We start from the raw sequence: 18,388 nt of genomic DNA on the forward strand, positions 1-18,388 counted from the left end.
GCCAGGAGATGTTTCACTCATGAATGCCCGAATTCTTAGCGAAACCGCCGTTCTGTACTTTATGCAGGTGGTTAACTGCGGTTCTATCAGCGAAGCTGCCACACGAATGCATGTTGTTCCCTCTGCCGTCAGCCGGCAGATCAGGCGACTGGAAAACGCCCTGGAAACTGCATTATTTGAACGACAGGCACGGGGAGTCACTCTGACACCGGCCGGGGAATTACTGGCCGCTTATGCCCGCCGGACGTTGCTGGATGCGGTGCAGGTCACCAACGAGATCCAGTCACTCCGCCAGGTGTCGGCGTCGAGGATAAAAATTGCCTGCACGCACGGTTTTGCCTCACATTTTATGCCCGCGGGGATCGCCGGGTTCCGCAAGCGCCGGCCGGACTGTACGTTTCAGCTGCAGGTCGCCCCGGCACGTGAAGTCACCCGCAGGGTGCGCGAAGGTGAAGTGGGTATTGGCTTCAGTTTCAGTCTGGGAGCCACCCGGGACATCAAAGTCCTCTACAGTCAGCCTGCCCCCCTGCTCGCGCTGGTCTCACCCGATCACCTGTTGGCACAACGCCCCGAAGTCTCATTACGCGATCTGGCAGAGGTCCCTCTGGCCCTGCCGGGGATCAATACCACCTTGCGTCAGCTGCTGGATATTTACTGCAGCCGTCAGGGGCTGAGTTACCACAGCGTGCTGGACTCCGATAACCTGGATACCCTGGCGCAGTTTGCTGTCACCGGATCCGCGGTCACGTTCGGAGGGGAAGTCTTTGTCCGCCATCACCTCAGCGCCGGCAGGCTCGTCGCCCTGAATGTGCCGGAACTGAAAGAAAATGACCGCTCTATCGAAATTCAGACACTGGCGAGCCACCACGTCTCTCCGGTCACAGAACAGTTTATTGATTTTATCAGTGAGGCCATTGTTCCCCCATTGAAATGACCTGACATTCCACACAGTTATCCCGTCTTATGCCGGAGCGATAGCTGACTGACATCCCTGACACAGGAGAACCCGGCCATGTCTTATCCTGACGAGTTAGCCGATTTAAGTGCAACAGAACTGAAGCAACTGATCGAAACGCGCGAAGTCTCTCCCTGCGAGGTTCTTGAGTCCTGCATTACCCGGATCGGGGAACTGAACCCGAAAATTAATGCTTTTTGCGCCACTTCCTTCGACAGGGCGAGAAAAGAAGCCCGCCTCGCCGAACAGGCAATCTTGCGGGGGGAGCCGGGCGGAATTTTACGCGGGTTACCCATCGGGATTAAGGACCTGGAAGAGACCGAAGGGTTACTGACCACCTATGGTTCACCGTTATATCGGGCGAATGTTCCCGCCAGAGACAATGAACTGGTTCACCGTTTACGCCAGGCCGGCGCCATTGTGGTCGGGAAAACCAATGTCCCGGAAATGGGCGCCGGGGCGAATACCCGCAATGCGGTCTGGGGAGCGACCGGTAACCCCTTCAATCCTGAACTGAATGCCGGAGGCTCTTCCGGAGGATCCGCCGCCGCCCTGGCAGCCAGCATGGTGCCTCTGTGCAGTGGTTCAGATACCGGGGGCTCCTTACGTATTCCGGCGGCCAAATGCGGTATCGTGGGTCTGCGCCCGTCACCGGGCCTGGTCCCCAGTGAGCGTAAACTGCTGGGATGGACGCCGATCTCCGTGGTCGGTCCGATGGGCAGAAATGTGGCTGATACCTGGCTGCAACTGGCAGCCACTGCCGGGCTGGCTGGCAACGATCCGCTCAGTTATCCGTTCACCATGCCGCAGAGTATCACCGATATGTCCCCCACGGCCCTGGCCGGATTGCGGGTAGGCTATACCGAGGACTTCGGGATCTGTGATGTTGATAACTCGATCCGTCAGGTCTTCCGTCAGAAAATCAGCCGCCTGAAAGGCCTGTTCGCCAGCTGCGAAGAAGCGGAGTTTCGCATGGAAAACGGGCATGCCTGTTTCGATGTCCTGCGTGCCGAAGCCTTCGTCGCCAGCCTGCAGTCCGCCTATGAAAAAGACCCTGACTCTCTGGGGCCGAACCCCCGGGCTAACTATGAACTGGGCGCGAAAATGTCATTAAAGGATTGCGTCCGGGGGAATGCGGAACAGACACGGATTTTCCGCCATTTTCAGACACAGTTTGAGAAATATGACCTGATCCTTTCTCCGGTCACTCCGGTGTCCGCTTTTCCCTGGCAGCAACCGTATCTGGACTCAGTGAACGGTGTCCCTCTGGATAATTACTACCGCTGGCTGGCACTGACCTATGTGGTCACCTTAGCCACGAATCCGGCGCTCTCAATGCCGATGGGAGTGGACCATAAAAACATGCCTTTCGGTATGCAGGTGATCGGCAAATTCCGGGGTGATCTGGAGCTGATGCTGGCGGCCCGGGCGCTGGAAGCGTATTGTGAAACCACAGAGGATCTGTGCCGTCCTCTGCCTGATCTGCAGGCGCTGAAATCAGGCCAGGTCGACCTGTGGACACCGGTCACCCATCCGCCGTTATCCGCCGCGGAGCATCGTACGGCCATGGAAGGGGCGTCAGCGGTCTGACGCCCGGTTTTCAGGAGATAAAAAGACAGATGATTGTTTATGGAAAAAGTATCGACACGTGGCAGCACGACTATCCGCTGATGTCATCCTTACTGGCTACCGTGCCGGTGTGCTGGCGTAACCCGGGGCTTGCACCGTTCAGCGAGGCCCTGGGCGATATCCGTCTGACCGCGGCCGATGTCAGTGAGGCCAGCGCACGTCTGCAGCGCTTTGCCCCCCTTCTGGCTGAACTTTTCCCTGAAGTCGCTGCCACCCGGGGGATCATTGAGTCAGAATTACAGGAAGTCACGGCATTCTCTGCCGCATTAACCGGGCGTTATACCTTACCCTGGCAACCGCGTTTATGGCTGAAGAAAGACAGCCATTTACCGATCTCCGGGTCCGTGAAAGCCAGAGGCGGAATTTATGAAGTATTGTTCCATGCCGAGCAACTGGCTCTCCGCCACGGCGCAGTATCACTGACCGATGATTACCGCATCCTCGCCAGCGACTCCTGCCGGGACCTGTTCCGTCGCCACCGGATCGCCGTCGGCAGTACCGGTAATCTGGGCTTATCTATCGGTATTGCCGCGTCGGGGCTGGGCTTCGACACCACCGTGCACATGTCCGCCGATGCGCGGCAATGGAAGAAAGATAAACTGCGCAGCCACGGCGTTAACGTCGTGGAGTATGCGGGGGATTATGGTCAGGCGGTTGAACAGGGGCGTCAGCAGGCAGAGCAAGATGAGCATTGCTACTTCATCGATGATGAAAACTCCCGGAACCTGTTCCTGGGCTATGCCGTGGCCGGTGAAAGACTCAAAGCCCAACTGGCGGAGAAGAATATCCCGGTCGATGCTGAGCATCCGCTATGCGTCTATCTGCCCTGCGGAGTTGGCGGTGGGCCGGGCGGGATCGCTTTCGGTCTGAAACTGGCCTTCGGTGATCATGTCCATTGCTTCTTTGCCGAGCCGACGGAGTCCCCCTGTATGCTGATGGGGTTATATACCGGGCTGCATGACGCGTTATCGGTAGCCGACTTTGGGATCAGTAATCGTACGGCGGCAGACGGACTGGCGGTCGGTCGTCCTTCAGGTTTTGTGGGGCGTTCCATGGCAAGGATGATCGACGGCTGCTATACGGTGCCGGATAAAGAGCTGTTCGAATTATTACAGTTACTGGATGCCACGGAAGACCTGCAACTGGAGCCTTCCGCGCTGGCGGGCGCGCCGGGCGTTGCGCGGATCATCGAAACGTTTGCCGATCTCCCGTTACAGAATGCGACACATCTCATCTGGGGAACCGGCGGCGGAATGGTACCCGCAGAAGAAATGCAGCATTACCTGACCCATCGTGGTTAAACTGCTGAAAAGTAAACAGGCAGCCCCGGGCTGCCTGTTTCGCCGGCTGACTTACAGCCAGTTACGACGTTTGAAGTAAAGGTAAGGGGCCAGTGCCGCCAGGATCATCAGCAAAACGGCACCCGGATACCCGAATGTCCATTTCAGTTCCGGCATAAACTCAAAGTTCATCCCATAGCTTGATGCAACCAGTGTCGGAGGCAGGAACACCACCGAAACGACCGAGAAGATCTTGATGATACGGTTCTGTTCGATACTGATGAAACCCATCGCGGCCTGCATCAGAAAGTTTACTTTCTGGAACAGCGATTCATTATGAGGTAACAGTGAATCGATATCGCGCAGAATTTCACGGGCCTGTTCCAGCTGATTTGCCGGCAGACGGGCTTTACGCACCAGGAAGTTCAGCGCCCGCTGTGTATCCATCAGACATAAGCGGACCTTCCAGCCAATATCTTCCAGTTCAGCCAGTCGTGAAAGTGCCTCGTCGTACTCTTCACCCTGCTGGCCTTCCATAATCACGCGGCTTAACTTTTCCAGCGCGGTGTAGATATTCTCAATTTCATCCGCCAGTTGCTCGATTTTGGTCTCGAACAGATCCAGCAGCAGTTCAAACGCATTACCATCGATCAGAGTCTGGTTGCGCGCACGCATACGATAGAGACGGAATGCCGGTAACTCACGCTCACGCAGAGTAAAAAGACGGTCATCACGGATAGTAAAGGCCACTGTCGCATTACCCGCATGATCATCGGCATCTTCAAAAAAGAAGAAGGAGTGGATATGCAGGCCATCTTCGTCTTCAAAAAAACGCGCTGAGGCTTCGATGTCTTCCAGCTCAGGACGGGTCGCCAGACTCTGTCCCAGCTCTTCCTGAACGTAATCACGTTCCTGTTCATCAGGTTCAATCAGATCGATCCAGACCGACGGTGCAAGAGACGTATTCCCGCTCTCCATTTCCATACGGCTCAGACGATTTTCTTCCAGTTTAAATGCACTCAGCATAGCAGTACGTACTCCCCATTTCTGACAGGATGGGACAAGGCTGTAGACCGCAGATAACCGATGATCGGCACAGCTGGTGCCCGAACACAGAAACCACAAATGTGATAAATCAATGCTGGCGCAAATGACGGTGAGTTACAGAGGGTCACCGGTAACCGCTACGGCTACCGGTATGAGGTTGCCTTAGCGGGGTAGCCTGTTGTTCAGGTCTGTTTGCCAGCAGCGACTGGGCGTGTCCAAGGCATTGTCCTCTTAATAATAATAGTGCGCGCATGTTACGACGGGATGAAAAAATCGTCAAGGTTAGTCCCGTCGATCAGACACTTTCCAGTCTGGCATACGCGGCCACCAGCCATTTCACGCCTTGTCCCTGAAAAGCGATTTGCAGCCGGCAATGATCACCGCTGCCTTCCAGATTAATAATAGTTCCTTCACCAAATTTGGCATGTTTTACCCGCTGACCCAGGCTATAACCGCTGTCATTGCTGGTGACCGGGGCACCCATCCGCTGATGACTGACCGGACGGCTGACACTGGCCCGTAACCGCACCTCTTCGACACATTCTTCCGGGATCTCCCTGATAAAGCGTGAAGGACGATGTGAGACCTCTTTACCGTATAACCGGCGGCTTTCCGCATAGGTCAGGGTCAGTTTCTGCATCGCACGCGTCACTCCGACATAGGCCAGACGGCGTTCTTCTTCCAGCCGGCCACCTTCTTCCAGCGACATCTGGCTCGGAAACATGCCTTCTTCCATACCGACAATAAACACCTGGCTGAACTCGAGACCTTTTGCGGCATGCATGGTCATCAGCTGAACCGCATCCTGCCATTTGTCGGCTTGTCCTTCACCCGCTTCCAGCGCCGCATGCGACAGAAAGGCCTGCAGCGGCATCAGATCCTGGTCTTCATCCTGATAGCTGAACTGGCGGGTCGCCGTCACCAGTTCTTCAAGGTTTTCTATCCGGGCCTGTCCTTTCTCCCCTTTTTCCTGCTCATACATCATCCACAGGCCGGAGTCTTTAATGACGCGATCGGTCTGTACATGCAAGGGCAGTTCGCAGGTTTCATGAGACAGGGAATCGATCAGTTCAATAAAACGTTGCAGCGCCGAGGCCGCCCGGCCGGCCAGGACTTTCTCTGTCAGCAACTCACGGGAGGATTGCCATAACGTCAGCTGGCGATCGCGGGCTGCCTGACGTACCACATCAAGCGTCCGGTCACCGATGCCGCGGGTCGGAGTATTGACCACCCGCTCAAACGCCGCATCGTCATTACGGTTAGAGATCAGACGCAGATACGCCAGGGAATCCTTGATCTCCTGTCGTTCGAAGAAGCGCATGCCACCATAGATCCGGTAAGGCAGACTGCTTTGTAGCAGGGCTTCTTCCAGCACACGGGATTGGGCGTTACTGCGATAGAGGATGGCGCAATCGGCCAGTGCCCCGCCCTGCTCATGCCAGTGCCGGATCCGCCCGACCACAAAGCGCGATTCATCCAGCTCGTTGAACGCGCAATACAGCGAAATCGGTTCCCCGTCGCTGTCTTCTGTCCAGAGTTCTTTCCCCAGACGCCCTTCATTATTGGCGATCAGCGTATTGGCGGCTTTAAGAATGTTACGGGTAGAACGGTAATTCTGTTCCAGACGGATGGTATGTGCGCCCGGGAAGTCGTTCAGGAAACGCTGAATATTTTCGACCTGTGCGCCACGCCAGCCGTAAATCGACTGGTCATCATCACCGACGATCATGACTCGTCCCGTATCACCTGCCAGCATCCGTATCCAGGCATACTGGATATTATTGGTATCCTGGAATTCGTCCACCAGCAGATTGGTAAAACGCTCACGGTAGTGGTTAAGGATATGCGGCTTATTGAGCCATAACTCATGGGCGCGGAGCAGCAGTTCTGCAAAATCGACCAGCCCGGCGCGGTCACAGGCTTCCTGATAGGCCTGATAAATTTTCAGCCAGGTCTGCTCAACCGGATTGCCGTAACTTTCGATATGCTTTGGCCGCAGGCCTTCGTCTTTTTTACCGTTGATGTACCACATGGCCTGCCGGGCAGGCCACTGCTTATCATCCAGATTCAGCGCTTTGATCAGGCGTTTCAGTAACCGTAACTGATCTTCGCTGTCCAGGATCTGGAAATCGGCAGGTAACCCCGCATCCAGCGGATGGGCGCGTAATAACCGATGGGCCAGGCCATGGAACGTCCCGATCCACATACCTCCCTGACTGGTCCCCAGCACCTGTTCAATCCGGTGGCTCATCTCTGCCGCCGCTTTGTTGGTGAAGGTCACCGCCATAATGGAGTAGGGAGAACAGTTCTCAACGGTCAGCAACCAGGCGATCCGGTGTACCAGCACGCGGGTTTTACCACTACCGGCCCCCGCCAGTACCAGCAAATTGCTGCGCGGTGCCGCCACGGCTTCACGCTGGTTATCATTTAAACTGTTGAGCAGATCAGAAACGTCCATAAGCACCGCAATTGAGGAGAAATTTAACTGTATATTTTTACAGCCATTATACCAGCGTCATCAGCGAATCCAACCGCGAAATTTCCAGATGGGGCAACAGACGGGCATCCGGGGCTGTCATCAGGTCACGGTCACCGGGATTTATCCAGCAGGACTGAAAGCCATTGGCAATGGCCCCGGCAACATCGGTCGTCAGATCATCGCCGATATGCAGTATTTCTGCCGCCGGTAATTGCAGGCGTTCTGCCGCCAGCCGATACATATCCTGCGCCGGTTTTGCCCGGCCATCCGGTCCGGCACGCAGAATAAAGTGAAAATACCCGGCAATGCCCATTTTTTCCGGTTCCGCATTCCCGTTGGTGATCGCTACCAGCGGTATGCGTTCCGCCAGATAACCCAGAGTGCGGTGGGTAGCGTCCGGCATCTCCACGTCGCTGCGCCAGCGGGCAAACACAGACATCACCTCTGATACCCCCTGATGGCAGGTCTCATGCGGCAGCCCGGCCTTCAGCATCACACGGAAGAGCGCCTTTTCCCGCCACAGCGTGACGTCGTGGACGGCCTCCGGTTCCTCACGTTTGACCTGATCACGGGCGGCTTCATAGTCACTGACCGTCACCCCGGCTAACGCCGGGTGCCACTGCTGTAACGCCTGATGTGTTTTTCTGACCGTCGTCAGGATCACATCGCCGTTATCGTACAGCGTGTCATCCAGATCAAAGGTCATGGCGCGGATCTTTCCCGGAGGTCGGTAAAAGTGCATTATTTTTTTCCTCGTTTCGCCCGCGGATGGGCAGCATCATACACCGAAGCCAGATGCTGAAAGTCCAGATGAGTATAGATCTGGGTGGTCGACAGGTTCGCATGGCCCAGCAGCTCCTGGACAGCACGTAAATCGCCGCTGGACTCCAGCATATGGGTGGCAAACGAATGACGCAATTTATGCGGATGGATATGGCTGCTGAGTCCCTGTTTCACCCCCCAGCCGGCAAAACGCTTCTGAACATTACGCGCGGAGATACGGTTGCCCTGCTGAGAAAGAAAGACCGCATCCTCCTGCGGACCAAATAACTCCCGCATTTGCAGCCAGCGTAACATCCATTCACAGGCCGTGCGCCCTATCGGTAATCGCCGTTCTTTACTGCCTTTCCCCGTGACCAGGATTTCCCCGGACTCCGCATCGAAATGGCGGCAATCCAGGTTGACCAGCTCTGCTAAACGTAATCCGGCGCCGTACATCACCTCCAGCATGGTCCGGTCACGCACCGATAACGGGTCATTGAGGTCGATGTCCAGCAACTGCCCCATTTCATCGACATCTATATTCTTTGGCAGATGACGGGACGTTTTCGGCGTGGCAATCCCCTTCGCCGGGTTAGCCGGTAATGCCCCCTGGTCAACCTGCCAGTCAAGAAAGCTGCGTAAGGCGGACAACCGTAATGCCAGACTGGTCGTCTGTAACCCGTTACGGCGACTTTTCGCGGCCAGCGCACGGACATGGGCAGGCTCCAGTTGCGCCCACTGCTGCAGACCGGCCTCCTTCATCAGCAGGATCAACGCCGTTAACTGCCGCTGATAACTGGTCAGCGTTAGCGGACTCAACTGGCGCTCGACCTTCAGGTAACGCAGAAAACGGTCGACAGGTGCCTGCAGGCTATCGGCGAGGTCGGCGGCACTCATTGGCGGGAAACCCATCGGGTCAGAAGTTCGGGCAGCATTCCGGCCAGATATTGCAGTAATTCCGTGCCCATTCCCGGCTGGTAATGATGTTTATCACGACTGCTGAAGATAAGCACACCGAGGTCCTCATCTTCGCCCATCAGCGACATGGCCACCGAGCCTATCGCCTTCGCTTCCGGTAATAACAGGAGTAATTCCGGCCCGTTCAGCGGGCCAAGATAATGCTGGCGGCGGCCAAAGCGCTGGATCCGCAATGAATCAAACGCCTGCCGGGACAGCCCGAGGCCGGTAAACCCCGACGGTGCACCCAGCAACCATTTTTCACTGAACAGACGGACGGTAGCCCCTGCCAGCCCGAGACCTCTGGCCCAGCGGTGTAACCGTTCAAGCATATCCTGCAGACTGTCCGCTGCCGCGAGGTGTGACTGTAACGCTAATAACTGCCCGAAAAGCTGCTGATTCGCCGTGGCTTGTTCCATCAGCAAGGTGATTTCTTCTTCCAGTTGCTGAATGTGATTACGCTGGCGCGCCATGTGCCATTCCACCAACGAAACACTCCCCCTCACCGGATGAGGCACCTGCATCTGTTCGACCTGGCGGGCATTACGGATAAAGAAATCAGGATTACGACACAAATAGTCACTGACAGATTGCTCATCAGGTGCCATATCTTTCAGTAATTCCGGTTCTTCATCGGGTTTCATAAATGGATAAATCCGTCGTAAACATGTGTTGCCGGGCCCGTCATATACAGCGGGGTGCCCGGCCCGTCCCAGGTGATGGTTAAACTGCCGCCCGGTAAATCGACCCGGACATTCGCCGCCAGCAATCCCTGAAGTATACCACTGGCAACTGCCGCGCAAGCTCCGCTGCCACAGGCCTGTGTTTCTCCGGCTCCCCGCTCATAGACCCTTAAACGGATATGAGCACGGGAAACCACTTCCATAAAACCGACATTGACCCGTTCAGGAAAGCGCTCATGGCTTTCCATCTGCGGGCCGAGCACCTCAACAGCCGCGGTTTTAATATTGTCCACCTGAATAACACAATGCGGATTGCCCATGGAAACGGCACCGAACATCAGGGTCTGCTCAGCTAACCGCAGCAGATAAAGGTTTTCGGCTTTGTTGGCGCGAAAAGGAATATTCGCCGGTTCAAAATCCGGCTCGCCCATATTCACCCGCACGGTTTCATCACTGTTGACGGTCAGAACCATCCTGCCGGTGTGGGTGCTGACCCGGATATCTTTTTTGTTGGTCAGCCCTTTCAGCCGGACAAAACGGGCAAAACAGCGGGCGCCGTTACCGCATTGTGCGACTTCACTGCCATCGGCGTTGAAGATGCGATAATGAAAATCCAGTTCCGGGTCATAAGGCGGCTCAACTATCAGTAACTGATCAAACCCTACGCCCAGATGGCGGTCGGACAGCCGGCGAATCAGTTCCGGCGAGAAAAAAACATTCTGAGTGACTGCGTCAACGACCATAAAATCATTGCCGAGACCGTGCATTTTTGAAAACTGCATTGTTTGCTCCGCCGGTTACACTGCGATTTATGGTGCTACAGTTCCTGCAGGAACTGAAGTGTCAGTATCCTGTGGCACGACTGTTGTGGTTTTATGATGACGGGCCTGATCTTTCGGAAAATAGAGTGGTCCCTTCAGTCCGCATCCTGTTAATACTGCGGGGATCACTATGACTAACAGCCAACCGAACATTTTTTTCATTTTGCTTACACTCAATCTGTGCTTAATCTCATTCACTTATCATCGCAGTTGAACAAGGAAAAGCAACAGAAAATCCCTGAATTCCGCTCTCAGGTGCAGAAGCCTCTCCCCGGGAACCCGACAAGGATTGGCAAACAATATCAGCGCGCTATACTTTGCAAAAAACAGGGGAGCAATAATGAACGACAGTGAATTTCATCAACTGGCAGACCAGTTACTTCTGAGCGTCGAAGAGCGCCTGGATGAGCATGACGGCGATGCCGATATCGATTACGAAACCCACGGCAGTGTGATGACGCTGAGCTTTGAAAATGGCAGTAAAATTGTCATTAACCGTCAGGAACCACTGCATCAGGTCTGGCTGGCAACAAAAGCCGGGGGATATCACTTCAGCTATCAGTCGTCACACTGGATTTGTGACCGCAGCGGGACCGAATTCTGGGCCTTGCTGGAGCAGGCGTGTACCGCCCAGTCCGGCGAAAAATTCAGTTTCTGAGTCTGCAAGCCGGCAGGATGTCTGTGCCGGCTGACTCCGTTCAGAACAAATTCTTTGACCGCGGTAAGATATTCTGGCTCAGTTGTGGGGAAACATGTTCAGCCACTTCATCGTGAGAGGCTGACCGGAAAGGTAACACCCGGGTTTTTCCGCTTTCCGCCACCAGCTGATAAAACTGGGGCAGGTTAAAATTGATAAAGCCGGAGCCATACGTAAAGCGGTCGTGCGAGGACGAATAGAACCGGCTGACATCGCGCACCAGTTCTTCCTTACTGCCTTCACAATGGCGATAGACCTCGACCCTGTTCTGCTCATCCAGAATATAAATATTAAAATCGGCGGAAGACGGGCTGTCTTCAAAAAAGAACTGAATGATCCCTTCACTGGCATAGCCATTCACGACCGCCGGCAATTCCGCTTGCTGCGATTCCACCTTAATCGATAAGCCATGCAATTTATTGTTGGAAATGGCACCGTAAAACTCTACCGCGTTTTCCAGTTTCTGGACCGACACACTCATCCGCTCGAAGAAAATCCCCCAGGTATCTCCTGCCAGCCGCAGAGCCTTAAAGCGTCCCGGTTCCTGACGGGTGCTGGAGAGACGGATATCAATGCATTCCGAGACCAGTTGCTGAACCCGCGTACGGATGAGCCCGCGCAGGTGCTGGCTGTAACAAAACACCTCAACGCTGTCCGGGGGCAGCGCATCCTGATGCATCTTACCGAGGATGGTTTTGAGCGCATCAATCATCGACTGCTCTCCGTGAAAATGCAGGGTACGCACTTCATTCCAGGAGTTGCGGTACAGCAGGTCAATACTCCCGATCAGGCAGCGTTGCTGCTGTCCGAAGCTGAAAACATCCAGCTTACGGAAATCAAAATGGATGACCTGATCCCTGAACGCCGCGGTAGGGTCATATTCCAGATTCACCATAATGGCCAGATGACGAATTTCACACGGGCTGTATAACGCTTTCGGGGTCGGAGCCGGCACACGCAGCGGGAAATGATGGGAGACATCCGCCACCAGACCCTGCAGTTTTTCGGCATCACATCCGCCGCTGCCTTTAATATGCAGCCGGGTTTTGTCGGTCAGCAGACCATTAAACCAGCTCCATGCCACCAGCTTGATCAGGTAGCGGTTATATTCCAGCGGCTGATGACTAATGATGGAATTCATCTGCGGCGCATAATTATACAGATACCAGCCAGGGCGATTGGCACGCCCTTCCGGGACGTGGATAAACGTCAGATTCTCTTCACTCAGATCCGGTGAAATCTGCGGGTTGACCAGGATCACTTTGCCGGGCAGCACTTCAAACGCTGCGTACAATTTACGGGTCAGCACCCCGATATCCTGCGGGCTGGCACTCACACTTAAATTATTACGGCGCGCAAAACGGATCAGGTTACGATAGCTCTGCATCATCGCATCCAGTAATTCGTTATGCGCTTCGCGTACCTGGTCGATCTTCCAGCTGTCACGGCTGTCGAGCATCTGCAGCCGTTGCTGATCCCAGCCCCATTCTTTTACCAGCTGACTTAATATTTCCCGCCGCCATTGTGAACGTCCCTGCGGCTGTTCCACCGACAGCTTTTCACAGGCTTTCAGGTAGAAACACCGGCGTACCAGGTCCAGCCGGGCCGGATCATCAATCGCCTGTAAATAGTCCGTGGCCTTTTCCAGCATCATGCAATACGGGTCAAGGCCAAAACTGACTATTTCACCGTCATGCAGTCGTTGTTTGATATCCATCGCCAGCAGGCGGGTATCCGGATATTCGCGGGTATAGGCTTCCAGCAGTAAGGTTTTCAGGACGGCTTTATAAGGGGAGTCGATACTTTTATACAGCTGCCAGAGGCTGGCACCGAAATACTCTTCGGCAGAAAGCGTGCTCAGGCCCCCCAGGTCCAGCCATTCATTGGGGGTCAGCGCGCCACCGGCATACAAAGACATGACATAATCATCGTAGCGCCCCTCTTCTGAGACCGGCACCATATTCCAGAGGATACGTTTGCCCGCCATCCGGACAGCGGAACGGTAAAATTCATCCAGCAGCAGAATATGCTGTGTGCTGCCGCAGTCCTCGGAGCCCAGATTACCGCTTTCGTTATGCCGGAAACGGTTTTCATCGATCAGGAAAAAGCTGACTTCGATGCCGAGCGACTGGCACCATTGAGTCAGCAGACGGCATTTATTCTGTAATTTATGTCTTTCGTCACTGTCCAGCCAGGACTGATGGCAGACCCAGATATCCAGATCGGAATGATTATTCTGCCCCACCGAGGACGTACTGCCCATGGAATACACCCCGGTGATCGGCGCTTCTCCCTGCGGGTGGATATGCTGCAGGAAGGGTTCGTCAGAAAAACGTTTCAGGAGGTTCAGCTGATGTGCAGCAGGCGTAAAAAAACTGATACCGTGAGGTACGTTGCCCGGCTGATATCCTGGCAGCGCAGAATGATGATAGTGCAGTAAAGCAGGCAGCAAGCTATATACCTGCCGGAAAGCGGGTCCCATCGCTGCCATTGCCCGATCGACCCTGAGCTGGTTAATGGCATCCAGTCTCTGTTTCAGAGTTTCAATATAAAGGTACAAGACGTTTTGCCTGCAATTTCCGGTAATTACGCACTTTTATACTCCGATAAAACAAGATACTCGTGACGCAGGGACAGTGCGAAATGAAAAAAAACATTTCCACTCCCGGACCCGCCCACGGTCACTGCAATGATTATTTTATCACCTTTCACCACGGAATCTTAATATTAGATGCCACTGAACCCTGATTGCGACGGGCCATATACCATTACTGACCGTCCGGATTTCATCGCCGAAGCCTGCCACATTTATCGTTTAAATGATAGGATGATTAGCAAACGACAAAAACGGTTAACGACATGTCTGACAAAACAATTCGTATCGCGACAAGGCAAAGCCCGCTGGCTCTCTGGCAGGCGCATTATGTGCAGGAACAGTTGATGGCCGCCCATCCGGGCTTACAGGTTGAACTGGTCCCGATGGTCACTAAAGGTGATGTCCTGCTGGATACCCCGTTATCGAAAGTGGGTGGTAAAGGGCTGTTTGTCAAAGAGCTGGAACTGGCCATGATGGAAAATCGTGCCGATCTGGCGGTGCATTCCATGAAAGATGTCCCTGTCGCATTTCCGGACGGTCTCGGCCTGGTCACGATTTGTCCACGCGAAGACCCGCATGATGCCTTTGTGTCTGATAAATATCAGACCATTGATGAACTTCCTGCCGGTGCCATCGTGGGCACATCCAGCCTGCGCCGTCAGTGTCAGCTAAGTGCACGCCGCCCGGATTTAGTGATCCGCTCTTTACGCGGCAATGTCGGTACCCGTCTTTCCAAACTGGATGCCGGGGAATACGATGCGATTATTCTGGCTGCGGCTGGTCTGAAGCGACTGGGGCTGGAGACACGGATCCGCAGTACGCTGCCGGCAGAAGTGTCTCTGCCTGCGGTCGGTCAGGGAGCGGTCGGTATTGAATGCCGTCTGGATGATGCTGAACTGATTTCACTGCTGCAGGCACTTAACCACCACGATACTGAAACCTGTGTCCGTGCAGAACGGGCGATGAATACCCGGCTGGAAGGCGGTTGCCAGGTACCGATTGGCAGCTATGCTATTCTTCAGGAGAACGACGAACTCTGGTTACGGGGGCTGGTGGGAACACCGGACGGCAGCCGGATTATACACGGCGAACGTCGTGGCCCTCGTTCTCAGGCTCAACAGTTGGGAATTTCGCTGGCGGAAGAACTGCTGGAACGGGGTGCCGGGGACATTTTACGGGATGTCTATCAGGGGCATCCGCCGGTATGACCATCCTGGTCACCCGGCCAGAGCCTTCAGCCTCCGCGCTGGTGGCCCGATTACGGCAGGCAGGCAAACATGCCTGGAGCCTGCCGTTAATTGAATATGCTGCCGGCCGGGGCCTGCCTGAATTACCACAAAAGCTGTCTGCACTGACGCGGGATGACCTGCTGTTTGCCGTATCACACCAGGCGCTCCGTTTTGCGGCCCCGGTAATTATGCAAAGCAATACTGCATGGCCCGCCAGTGTCGACTATTATGCTATAGGTCGGCGTAGCGCATTGGCATTACATCAGGCCTGTTTGCAGAACGTGAATTACCCGCAGGATACCGGTACCAGTGAAACGCTGCTGAATCTGCCTTCGCTGCAGGATCTCACCGGTAAACGGGCACTGATCCTTCGGGGAAATGGCGGCCGGGAGCTGCTGGCAGAAACGCTCACAGAGCGTGGCGCTGTCGTTGAACTCAGCGAATGCTATCAGCGGGTCCCCTGTCAGTATCATGGCGCAGAAGAAGCGGTGCGCTGGCGAAGGCAAGGTATTACCACGCTGGTCGTGACCAGTGGTGAAATGCTGCAACTTTTATATCAGCTGTTTCCTGCCATCGATCGCAGAGAATGGTTATTACACTGCCGGCTGATTGTCGTCAGTGAACGTTTAGCTACCCTCGCCGGAGAAGCTGGCTGGCAGTCTGTAACGGTAGCTGATGGCGCGGATAACGACGCGTTATTTCGCGCGTTATACTGAACTAAAAAACAATGGGATGAGCCAAAATGACGGAACAAAAAGACCCCTCCGCCATGCCTGAAGTCACACCACCGGAAGAGAATCTTTCTCCGGCAGCAGAAAAGACTTCACCGGCAAAAAACAGCGGAACAACTTTAGCCATTGTGGCCATTATCATTGCTCTGGCTGCCGGTGGCGGAAGTTACTGGTACAGCACACAGCAGCAAGGTGCAGCGACCCGTTCTCTGCAGTCACTGGAAAAGCAACTGAATGATCTGACACAGCAAAGCCAGACCAGCCAGCAGCAGCTGTCACAGCAGCTTAGCTCAGCGACACAGGCACTTCAGGATGCCCGGTTGCAGCAGGGAGCCACCGATAAAGAACTGAGTACACTACGTGATAAAGTCGCCTCACTGACCGGCAATGACAGTAACAGCTGGCTGATTGCTCAGGCCGACTATCTGGTGAAGCTGGCAGGGAGAAAACTGTGGAGTGACCAGGATGTTACCACCGCGGCAGCGTTATTAAAGAGTGCTGATGGCAGCCTGGCGCAGATGGATGACCCGAGTGTACTGAATATACGCCGCGCGCTGACCAATGATATCAGTACCCTTTCTGCCATCAATCAGGTGGATTATGACGGTATCATTCTGCAACTGAATCAGTTGTCGAACGGGGTCGATAATCTGCGACTGGCCGATGATGAAGACAGTAGCAATCCGATGGATGCCGACAGCAAAGAACTCTCCGGTTCTCTGACTCAATGGCGTGAAAATCTGGAGAAAAGCTGGCACAACTTTATGGATAATTTTATTACTATCCGCCGTCGCGATAATACCGCCCAGCCGCTGCTGGCCCCGAATCAGGATATTTATCTGCGTGAAAATATCCGTTCGAAATTACTGATTGCTGCGCAGGCGGTGCCGCGCCACCAGAACGAAATTTATAAACAGTCTCTGGAATCTGTGTCTTCCTGGGTACGCGCCTGGTATGACACCAGCGACCCGGCCACCAGGGCATTTCTGTCACAGATTGATGCGCTGGAACAGCAGAACATTGCGATGGATGTGCCGGATGCACTTTCCAGCCAGCCATTGCTGGATAAACTGATGCAAACCCGGGTTCGCGGATTGCTAAGTCAGCCTTCAGCACCCTCTGTACAACAGGGGAATTAAGCATGCTAAAAATCCTGATTCTGTTTTTATTGCTACTGGCAGGGATTGTGCTGGGCCCTCTGCTGGCGGGTCACCAGGGATATGTACTGATCCAGACCGATCACTGGAATATTGAAACCAGTGTGACCGGACTGGTGATCATCCTGATCGTTGCGTTGATGGTGATCCTGGCCATCGAGTGGTTGCTGCGTCGATTGCTGCGTACCGGAAAGCGTACCCGTGGCTGGTTCACCGGCCGCAAACGTCGCCGTGCACAGCAACATACGCGTGATGCGCTGATCAAACTGGCGGAGGGCGACCATAAGCAGGTTGAGAAACTGCTGTCCCGCGATGCCGATCATGCGGCTGATCCTTTAGCCAACTATCTGCTGGCGGCAGAAGCCGCACAACAGCGAGGGGACGAAATCCGGGCGAATCAGCACCTGGAGCGTGCCGCTGAAGTCAGCAGCGACAACCAGATCCCGGTGGAAATTACCCGTGCCCGTATTCTGCTGGCCCGTAAAGAGGATCATGCGGCCCGTCACTGCATTGATCGTTTGCTGGAAGTGGCACCACGCCACCCTGAAGTGCTCCGCCTGGCAGAGCAGGCTTATCTGAATACCGGTGCCTGGCGGGCTCTGCTCGATATTCTGCCTTCCATGGAGAAGTCACAGGTGATCAATGACGATCAGTTACAGGATCTCCGGCAACGTGCCTGGCTGGGTATGATGAATCAGGCCATGGCGGAACAAGGCAGCGAAGGGCTTAAGCAGTGGTGGGGAAATCAGAGCCGTAAAACCCGTCAGGACACCGCCCTGCAGGTCGCGATGGCAAATCACCTGATTGAGTGTAATGACCCGGCAACGGCGCAGGAAATTGTACTGAGCGGACTGAAGCGTCAGTATGACGAGCGTCTGATCCTGCTTCTGCCACGCATTAACAGTACGTCGCCTGAACAGCTGGAAAAAGCCTTGCGCCAGCAGATTAAGCAGCACGGTGCTACCCCGCTACTGAACAGTACACTGGGGCAGATGCTGATGCGTCAGGGCGAATGGCAACAGGCATCTGAAGCCTTCCGTCAGGCGCTGGAACAGCGTACAGATGCGTTTGATTACGCCTGGCTGGCGGATTGCTATGACAAGATGCGCCGTCCGGAAGAAGCTGCGCGGATGCGACGTGAAGGGTTGTTACTGACTCTGAAACAAAACCCGGAGCAGTAGCAGAACAAACCGTCATATACAAAGGTGCCTTTAACAGGCACCTTTTTTATTTCAGCCCCTGCCTGTCCGGTTCGCTCTATTGTCACGCATACTGCCTTTGCCCCGCTGCGGGCGACCGGGCAAAGGGCCTTGCGACAGGCCTGCCCGGGCCCCGCCGCGGGGCAAAGGCAGTATGCGTGACAAT

General features: G+C 54.8%; 16 protein-coding genes. 8 read left to right on the top strand and 8 right to left on the bottom strand.

Annotated elements, in window-relative coordinates; genetic code table 11:
* Positions 1-19 precede the first annotated feature (19 nt).
* From JK223_RS15635 to JK223_RS15645, 3 genes are all read left to right on the top strand, one after another.
* Positions 20-934, top strand: a complete 915-nt coding sequence (locus JK223_RS15635; protein WP_212715080.1) for a LysR family transcriptional regulator — start codon at positions 20-22, stop codon at positions 932-934.
* 78 nt (positions 935-1,012) lie between these two features.
* On the top strand, positions 1,013-2,545 hold the full coding sequence (locus tag JK223_RS15640; RefSeq protein WP_212715081.1) for an amidase: 1,533 nt from the start codon (positions 1,013-1,015) through the stop codon (positions 2,543-2,545).
* Between the two features lie 29 nt (positions 2,546-2,574).
* Positions 2,575-3,885 (top strand): D-serine ammonia-lyase, encoded by a 1,311-nt coding sequence (locus JK223_RS15645; protein ID WP_212715082.1) that lies wholly within the window; start codon positions 2,575-2,577, stop codon positions 3,883-3,885.
* Between the two features lie 51 nt (positions 3,886-3,936).
* On the opposite strand, the gene corA is transcribed toward JK223_RS15645, so the two are convergent.
* From corA to JK223_RS17235, 7 genes are all read right to left on the bottom strand, one after another.
* A complete protein-coding gene (gene corA, locus JK223_RS15650; protein ID WP_212715083.1) occupies positions 3,937-4,890 on the bottom strand; it encodes a magnesium/cobalt transporter CorA in 954 nt (317 codons plus the stop codon).
* A 316-nt stretch (positions 4,891-5,206) separates the two neighbouring features.
* Entirely contained in the window at positions 5,207-7,369 is a 2,163-nt protein-coding gene (gene uvrD / locus JK223_RS15655; protein WP_212715084.1) for a DNA helicase II, read from the bottom strand.
* Between the two features lie 46 nt (positions 7,370-7,415).
* Positions 7,416-8,132, bottom strand: coding sequence for a 5-amino-6-(5-phospho-D-ribitylamino)uracil phosphatase YigB (yigB, locus tag JK223_RS15660; protein ID WP_212715085.1), 717 nt, complete (start codon positions 8,130-8,132; stop codon positions 7,416-7,418).
* Positions 8,132-9,049: a tyrosine recombinase XerC gene (xerC, locus tag JK223_RS15665; protein WP_212715086.1), complete on the bottom strand. Its 918-nt coding sequence runs from the start codon at positions 9,047-9,049 to the stop codon at positions 8,132-8,134. Before xerC ends, yigB begins: the two co-directional genes overlap by 1 nt.
* The gene (locus tag JK223_RS15670) at positions 9,046-9,753 is read right to left on the bottom strand and encodes a DUF484 domain-containing protein (protein WP_212715087.1); all 708 of its coding nucleotides are present in this window, start codon (positions 9,751-9,753) and stop codon (positions 9,046-9,048) included. Before JK223_RS15670 ends, xerC begins: the two co-directional genes overlap by 4 nt.
* Entirely contained in the window at positions 9,750-10,574 is an 825-nt protein-coding gene (dapF, locus tag JK223_RS15675) for a diaminopimelate epimerase (RefSeq protein WP_212715088.1), read from the bottom strand. The genes JK223_RS15670 and dapF overlap by 4 nt, the downstream gene beginning before the upstream one ends.
* Positions 10,575-10,601: 27 nt before the next feature.
* Complete coding sequence (locus JK223_RS17235) at positions 10,602-10,775, bottom strand: lipoprotein (protein ID WP_212715089.1); 174 nt, start codon at positions 10,773-10,775, stop codon at positions 10,602-10,604.
* A gap of 178 nt (positions 10,776-10,953) precedes the next feature.
* Here JK223_RS17235 and cyaY point away from each other — a divergent pair, with 178 nt between their 5' ends.
* Positions 10,954-11,271, top strand: a complete 318-nt coding sequence (cyaY, locus tag JK223_RS15685) for an iron donor protein CyaY (protein WP_212715090.1) — start codon at positions 10,954-10,956, stop codon at positions 11,269-11,271.
* A 40-nt stretch (positions 11,272-11,311) separates the two neighbouring features.
* Here the strand turns inward: cyaY and JK223_RS15690 are convergent, their stop codons facing one another.
* Entirely contained in the window at positions 11,312-13,870 is a 2,559-nt protein-coding gene (locus JK223_RS15690) for a class I adenylate cyclase (protein WP_212715091.1), read from the bottom strand.
* 299 nt (positions 13,871-14,169) lie between these two features.
* Here JK223_RS15690 and hemC point away from each other — a divergent pair, with 299 nt between their 5' ends.
* The 4 genes from hemC to hemY are packed head-to-tail and all read left to right on the top strand — an operon-like array spanning position 14,170 to position 18,204.
* On the top strand, positions 14,170-15,114 hold the full coding sequence (gene hemC / locus JK223_RS15695) for a hydroxymethylbilane synthase (RefSeq protein WP_212715092.1): 945 nt from the start codon (positions 14,170-14,172) through the stop codon (positions 15,112-15,114).
* A complete protein-coding gene (gene hemD / locus JK223_RS15700; protein ID WP_212715093.1) occupies positions 15,111-15,851 on the top strand; it encodes a uroporphyrinogen-III synthase in 741 nt (246 codons plus the stop codon). Before hemC ends, hemD begins: the two co-directional genes overlap by 4 nt.
* A gap of 26 nt (positions 15,852-15,877) precedes the next feature.
* A complete protein-coding gene (gene hemX, locus JK223_RS15705) occupies positions 15,878-17,005 on the top strand; it encodes a uroporphyrinogen-III C-methyltransferase (RefSeq protein ID WP_212715094.1) in 1,128 nt (375 codons plus the stop codon).
* A gap of 2 nt (positions 17,006-17,007) precedes the next feature.
* The gene (hemY, locus tag JK223_RS15710) at positions 17,008-18,204 is read left to right on the top strand and encodes a protoheme IX biogenesis protein HemY (RefSeq protein WP_212715095.1); all 1,197 of its coding nucleotides are present in this window, start codon (positions 17,008-17,010) and stop codon (positions 18,202-18,204) included.
* Positions 18,205-18,388 lie beyond the last annotated feature (184 nt).

Source organism: Tatumella sp. JGM118, assembly GCF_018257515.1.
GTDB lineage: Bacteria > Pseudomonadota > Gammaproteobacteria > Enterobacterales > Enterobacteriaceae > Tatumella > Tatumella terrea.